The organism is Psychrobacter sp. 1U2 (assembly GCF_051847575.1).
On record NZ_JBPYDC010000595.1, the window covers coordinates 1 to 951 of the forward strand.

2 protein-coding genes are annotated in these 951 nt (G+C 43.6%); both read right to left on the reverse strand.

The window, feature by feature from the left end; all coding sequences use genetic code 11:
- On the reverse strand, positions 1 to 591 hold a 591-nt coding region (gene aroK / locus ACS8FD_RS17510; protein ID WP_439276787.1), incomplete at its 3' end, for a shikimate kinase AroK.
- A 167-nt stretch (positions 592 to 758) separates the two neighbouring features.
- Positions 759 to 951 (reverse strand): hypothetical protein (locus ACS8FD_RS17515; protein WP_439276788.1); only part of this gene is annotated, 193 nt, incomplete at its 5' end.

Genomic DNA, 951 nt, shown 5'->3' on the forward strand with positions numbered 1-951 from the left:
TTGTGTTTGGATATCGGTTGTTACCTGCTCTTTTAGTGTTGTTGACTCTAAATCTGTGCTTGCAGCCACCAAAAAAGTCTTCAACTGCTGTAATAACTGATTGACCATATGACGAGGATAGGTATGACCAGTTGGCAATACAATGTGTGCCACTTGTCGATACAATGGATCGCGAGTGCTATACAAATCTTGTAGTATTTTTCTGGGATTGGGTTGTTGCAATAATGGGCGCGACTTGTCTTTAGCAGTGCGAGCCATTTGTACCTCTACGGGTGCGTTCAAATAAACCACGATACCGCGCTGATGCAGAAACTTTCGATTGTCAGCGCTCATGACAGCGCCGCCACCTGTTGCAAGGACGATATGCTGACGCTGAGTCAACTCGTCAATTGCTCGTGTCTCACGTGCTCGAAACCCCACCTCGCCTTCTTTTGCAAATATCCAAGCAATATCGGCACCTGTTTGTGACTCGATATACCAGTCACTGTCCATAAACTCTCGTCCTAGCTGCTTAGCAAGCAACCGGCCAATAGTGGTCTTACCCGCTCCCATCGGCCCAACTAAGAATACCGATGGCAATTCCTCCAACATAGCACTCACTCAGATAAATTAACTATCATACAACGTCATCGTTATTCTGGCTAGTAATGAGCTGAGTTTATTATCAGTAAAATTAGATTTTATTAAATGATAGACCATAAAAAAGCAAGCACTTGGGCTCGCTTTTTTATGGCTTGTGACCTATGAACAAAACAGATTTAATCCAAACGGCTAATACCGTCGTTAATGAGTTTTGGTGTGACAAAAATAAGCAGCTCTTCTTTTGCGTTGCTACGGACATCTTTACGGAATGCGCGACCAATATAAGGCAGATCACCTAAGAATGGCACTTTATCCACGCCATTAGAGACACGGTTTTTGAAAACACCACCAAGTACGATGGTTTGTCCA